The organism is Pseudidiomarina gelatinasegens, assembly GCF_004025325.1.
Classification (GTDB): Bacteria; Pseudomonadota; Gammaproteobacteria; order Enterobacterales; family Alteromonadaceae; genus Pseudidiomarina; species Pseudidiomarina gelatinasegens.
The window spans coordinates 1-5,555 of record NZ_RSFE01000017.1 but is presented as its reverse complement, the minus strand read 5'-3'; the positions used below and the strand labels follow the sequence as shown (position 1 = coordinate 5,555).

4 protein-coding genes are annotated in these 5,555 nt (G+C 45.8%); 3 read left to right on the top strand and 1 reads right to left on the bottom strand.

Features of this window, described 5'->3' with window-relative positions; translation table 11 throughout:
• From EGC76_RS11770 to EGC76_RS11760, 3 genes are all read left to right on the top strand, one after another.
• A partial coding sequence (locus EGC76_RS11770) for an integrase core domain-containing protein (RefSeq protein WP_133306974.1) occupies window positions 1-79 on the top strand: 79 nt, incomplete at its 5' end.
• Window positions 80-527: 448 nt separating this feature from the next.
• Window positions 528-2,627, top strand: coding sequence for an ATP-dependent nuclease (locus EGC76_RS11765; RefSeq protein ID WP_128353197.1), 2,100 nt, complete (start codon window positions 528-530; stop codon window positions 2,625-2,627).
• Window positions 2,624-4,465: a UvrD-helicase domain-containing protein gene (locus tag EGC76_RS11760; protein ID WP_128353196.1), complete on the top strand. Its 1,842-nt coding sequence runs from the start codon at window positions 2,624-2,626 to the stop codon at window positions 4,463-4,465. Before EGC76_RS11765 ends, EGC76_RS11760 begins: the two co-directional genes overlap by 4 nt.
• 141 nt (window positions 4,466-4,606) lie before the next feature.
• Here the strand turns inward: EGC76_RS11760 and EGC76_RS11755 are convergent, their stop codons facing one another.
• The gene (locus tag EGC76_RS11755) at window positions 4,607-5,434 is read right to left on the bottom strand and encodes a LysR family transcriptional regulator (RefSeq protein WP_281277730.1); all 828 of its coding nucleotides are present in this window, start codon (window positions 5,432-5,434) and stop codon (window positions 4,607-4,609) included.
• Window positions 5,435-5,555: the final 121 nt, after the last annotated feature.

The window sequence follows — 5,555 nt, the reverse complement described above, 5'->3', positions numbered from 1 at the left end:
GCGTCATTACAACGAAGAAAGACCACACAGTTCACTGAATTATTTACCGCCAGCTGAATATGCAAAACAGGTGGCATAAAAACTGAAATCTCATTGAAAATATGGTGTTATTTCAGGGGAAAGGTCACCGGTAGCTTAGCTTTCTGAGACATCACCTTGATCAAGAATTTATCAATCATCCGGCAGACCGCAATTTATTACTTAAATGAAATTCAAAATGCTTGTTTTCAGCAGAAGCTACTATAAGTAAATTTTGAAATGACAAATTGCGCAGTGACCAGTTTCACCCAGAACTTTCGCTTGTTCTTAAGCGGCGGTTTAAGTAATCTCAAAGAGTGATAAAAGAGCACGGGCACAGAATCACTGCGAGCGATATTGAGCCAGCTCAGTTGTTTCCTCAAGGAAGAGCACTCCTCATAAGTCTTCCTTCGCCTGTGTGAATTCTTATTTCGCTGCATTGTTGCGTTCTATTTTTGCTTCAACATTGCCTAGGATGGTAGTGACATAGTAAAAGACTGGGGTCATACATGCGACTAAACAGTATTTCCATAAAAAATTTTCGCCGCCTTAGGGATGTGGAAATTGATTTCGAGGACAAGGAAACTGTATTTGTCGGTCCAAATAACAGCGGAAAGACTTCTGCCACAGCCGCTGTTCGAAGTTTTTTGGGGAACCGTGATTTCAAGATTCACGACTTTTCGATGAGCTGCATTTTCAGCATTGATAAATATGATCCCAGTCAAGATATTAGTCTGCCGTCCATAGAGCTTGATCTTTGGTTCCAGGTTGATCCAGGATCTATTTCCTTCGGGCGTATATTCGACCTTGCAACAAGCCTGTCGGCAGATTTTTCAGAGATTGGTATGCGTTGCGCATTGGCAGTAGAAGATGTTTCGGAGCTTTGGGAGCAGTACGACAACACCTTTCCCAAGGGGGAAGACGGTAAGCGAAAGCGGCCTTTAAGTCATTTCCTTGAGTTGGAAGGTAATCTGAGAAAATATTTTAGCCTCCATATGTTTTCACTTGAAAAAATCCAGAAGGAGGTTACAGCGACGCCGATTGACCCCAAGAGTGGGAAAAAAATCCTGAATTCGCTACTTCGTGTCGATTTCGTTGACGCTCAGCGGAATATTGATGATGAGAACGCGACAAGAAGTAACAAGTTATCAGACGCTTTTGCAACCTATTACAGGCGCAACCTTGAGCAAGCGGAGCTTGCCGAGAAAGCCGTCGCTGTTATTGAAGAAAACAATAACAATCTGACGAAACATTATGACCAACACTTTAAGCCGTTGATGAAGATGATCGGAGGTCTAGGGCTTCCTTCTGGCAACGACCGCGCGATGAGAGTTGTTTCAACGCTTAGCTCGGAGGCCGCGCTGCGAGGAAACACCGAACTTTTTTATGTCGACACCAACACTAATCATGAGCTCCCCGAAGGCTACAATGGGCTCGGATTCAAGAATCTTGTATTTATGGCGATCCAGATTGACCATTTTTACAGGCAGTGGCTTTCCACTGAAGAGAGTCGTCCAATGTGCCAGATTATCTTTATTGAAGAGCCAGAGGTGCATTTGCATGCTCAGGTCCAGCAAACATTCATTCGCCAAATGTGGGATGTTCTAACTGCCGGGACACCGGAAGAGGAAGATAAACCTCAGCTCGCCATCACAACGCATTCTTCACATATTTTGGATACTGTCGATTTTTCAAAAATCCGATATTTCCGTCGGAAGCTTGTTGACGAAGGACCGGAAGGTAAAGTATTTCAAGGAACAACGGTGCATAGCCTTAGGCAGTTTCAGCCGAATCCTATAGATGTAGGCAGCCATATTGTTTCGCCTGAGGAAGCCTTGTCATTCCTCAAGAAGTATCTGCGGCTAACCCATTGTGATTTGTTTTTTTCTGATGCGGCGATTCTTGTAGAGGGAGCAGTAGAAAAGCTCCTACTGCCACGGATGATCGATATCGTGGCCGAAAACCTCAACAAAAAATACTTGACCGTTCTAGAGGTCGGTGGGGCATACGGAATGCGCTTCGCTGGTTTATTGGAGTTTTTAGAGATTCCGTATCTGGTTATCACGGACATCGATTCTGTTGATCCCGATAATAATCGTAGAAACTGCATTGCTACGGAAAAAAACGCTGTCTCCGCTAACGCAACTCTTAGTTACTTTTTCAAAGAAACTGGAGTGCAGAAACTCGCTAAGGAGACATACGATAATTGCCTTCAGGCCGATGGAAAACGTTTTGTCTCCTATCAGAAGCCGGTTTCAGTAGACATTGAAGGCCAACCGCATACCTTCCATGGGCGGACGCTTGAAGAGGCTTTCGTCTATGAAAATCTTTATTTGTTTCAAAAGGGTAAGTTGAGTATTGGCATTGGCCTTCCCAAAGAAGCGACTGAACTACACCAAGCTGTATGGAAGCGTATCAAAAGCTCCACATTCAAGAAAACTGAATTTGCAATGGATGCTTTGGGTTTTGAGCCCTCGGCCCAGCAACATGAGGACGGCAGTGGCCTCGCAAATCATGCGACATGCTATTGGAAAGTGCCATTCTATATCGCAGAAGGCCTGCAATGGCTTGATGAGCACCTCTCGCAAAAACAGGGAGAGGGAGAGTGAATACTCGTCTAAAATCAACGGAAGCAGACAAGAAAATTGCCGCTTGTATAGACTCTGAAACATCGTTTTCGGTTATTGCTGGGGCGGGTTCTGGAAAAACCACATCTCTCGTCGAAGCGCTTAAGAGGATAAGGGACAAGCACGGGAAAGAACTTAAAAAAAATGGACAACGCGTTGTGTGCATCACCTACACGAATCGCGCGGTCGAGGTGATCTCGTCTCGGCTTGGTTTTGATGAGTTGTTTCTTGTTTCAACACTACATGGATTTCTCTGGGGAGAGGTCGTTCGATTTCAGGACGCTATTCGAGAGGCGCTTTGCTTAGAAATTATACCACGTCAAGTTGAAAAGGCTGAGAAGGATAACAACGGTGGAGCCTCCCAGAAGGCACAAAAGGCGAGGGCGAAACTAGAACGGCTAGCGCGTGAGCTGGATGCGCTGAAAGAAAAGCCATTAGTTAAATATGAAGAAGCCACGGTAAGCGACTACTCCAAATGTGTGTTGAATCATGATGATGTTATTGATGTTGCATCTTATTTGATCTCGAACAAACCTGTCTTACGAAAGGGGCTTGGCTTTAAATATCCCTATATTTTCGTTGATGAAGCTCAGGATACTTTTCCTCAAGTGATGGATGCCTTGAACGCTATCTGTTCAGGTAAAGGGCTGCCTATTATTGGATACTTCGGTGATCCGATGCAGCAAATCTACGATAAGCGAGCGGGTGATTTTTCAGGACCAGAAGGTGCAACAGTGATACCCAAGGAGGAAAATTTTCGTTGCTCAACCTCTGTGATTGATCTTCTCAACAACTTTAGGCAGGATTTGCAGCAAGTACCCGGTGAGGTGAATGCTAAAGTCGAAGGAAGCGTTCTGATAACCATCGTGCAGGCGCCGAACCCCGAAGGGCCAAGAAATACCTACACCGCCGAGCAGCTTGACGACGTTACAGCCAGATTTTCACAAGCCGTTGAGCTTTGGGGATGGAAAGACAATCTGTCTGTGAAAAAACTATTCCTCGCTCGTCGAATGATTGCGCGCAGATTAGGGTTTATCAAACTCCATGAGCTTTTCACTGGCTTATACTCATCTTCGCGCTCACAGTCGGATTACGAGGATGGTACTCACTACCTACTTAAGCCATTCGTCGACGGGGTTTTTCCGCTTGTAGAAGCCTTTAGGTCCGGAAACGCAAAAAAGACCATCGAAACGCTTCGCAAGACAAGCCCAGCATATGCAGATGACGGGAAGAACAAGGATAAATCCCTAAGAGATATGCTTGATCGCGCTTCAAAGCACTCCAAAGCCTTGAAAGATATGTGGGCAACTAGTACTTTGGGGGGGATTCTCGGGTACTGCCGTGACAATGCTCTTTACGCGTTTTCAGAGCGGCTCGCCTATCAGTTGGAGCGTGGTCCTCGGGAAGAGTTCGACGCGAGAAACGATGAGCATCAGCGTGAAAAGGGTGATTGGTTAGCCGATGACTTTTTCAAACTAGGGGCGGAAGAATTAGAGAAATATATCGATTTTCTGGATGAAAACTCTCCATTTAGCACTCAACACGGTGTCAAAGGCGAAGAGTATGAGAATGTGCTGGTTATGATCGACGACGTTGAAGCGTCATGGAACGCCTACAGTTTTTCCAAGGTGCTAACGCCGGGCGTCGCAGGGGAACCAACTGAACGGCAAATGAAACTCACTGAAAAGCTTGCTTATGTATGTTTCTCAAGAGCCGAGGTGAACTTGCGGATTCTTTTATTTTCCAGTGATGCGGCTGCTGCTGGAGCAGAGTTGATTGATCGTGGTCTCTTCAGAAAAGATCAGGTTTCTTATCTCTAATGTACGAAGGCGAGTACAAGCGTAATCCGAGTGGTGGGTAAATCGGTGGGTAATTTTATTTGCATTTTTAATTATAAATATTTGAATTTAATGGATTAAGCCTAAAAAATCGATAATAAAATCCAAAACATCGAATAACCATCACAACCGCGCGGTAAAAAACTCAAGCGCGGCGCGCATCGCCGCGCTCAGGTGTTGCCGGTGGCGATAAACCGCATGCACTGGGGTTGGCGTGGGCAAATAATCTTCCAGTAGTGGCACCAACTGACCGTTGGCAAGCTGCTCGGTCACTTGGTATCTCGGTAAATAAGCAATGCCGAGTGATGCCAACAAACCTTGTTTCAGGGCAAAGTTATTGTTGGCGTTCATCGGCCCTTTTATGCGCGCCGTAATTTCTTGATTGTTTTCTAGAAACGTCCATCGTCTATCAACTGCGTGCGAGCTGTGGCTTAAACACGGTAGGTTAGCAAGCTCGTGCGGGTGTGTTGGTGTTCCGTGTTTGGCTAGAAACGCTGGGGTGGCAACCACCACCAGAGGTAAGTCATTTAATCGCTTGGCAATAAGTGAAGAGCTCTCAAGTTGGCCACATCGAATGGCAATATCAACTTGCTGCGTCACTAAGTCGACACGTTTGTCATCAAGCAGCAGGTCAACGTTTATCTCAGGATATTGCTGAAGTAGTTCAGGAATTAACGGTGCAATTTGTACACTACCGAATGTAACTGGTGCGGTGATGCGGATTAGTCCGCCGGGCGTATCCCGCAAACTCCCTAAGTGCTGCTCAGCTGCTTCTGCTTGGCTCATCATTTCGCGGCAATATTCGTAAAACGCGCGCCCCTCAATAGTAACCGTCATGGTTCGCGTGGTGCGTTGCAACAGCCTTAAATTTAACTCCTGCTCAAGTTTCTTAATTGCTTTACTCACGGCGCCCTTAGAAATACCAAGATGCTCAGCCGCTCCTGTTGTCAACGGCAGTTTAAATTTGACCCCCTTTGGGGTTAATTCGGCAATCTAGTTTTGACCCCCCTTGGGGTTAAATTTCACCGATTATCGGTGCAATGCCTATCTTCTTTTTGTCCTTCAACCGGTA

Excerpts from the sequence above, each read along its gene's own strand:
- EGC76_RS11765 (WP_128353197.1), top strand. The coding sequence starts at position 528 with ATGCGACTAAACAGTATTTCCATAAAAAATTTTCGCCGCCTTAGGGAT.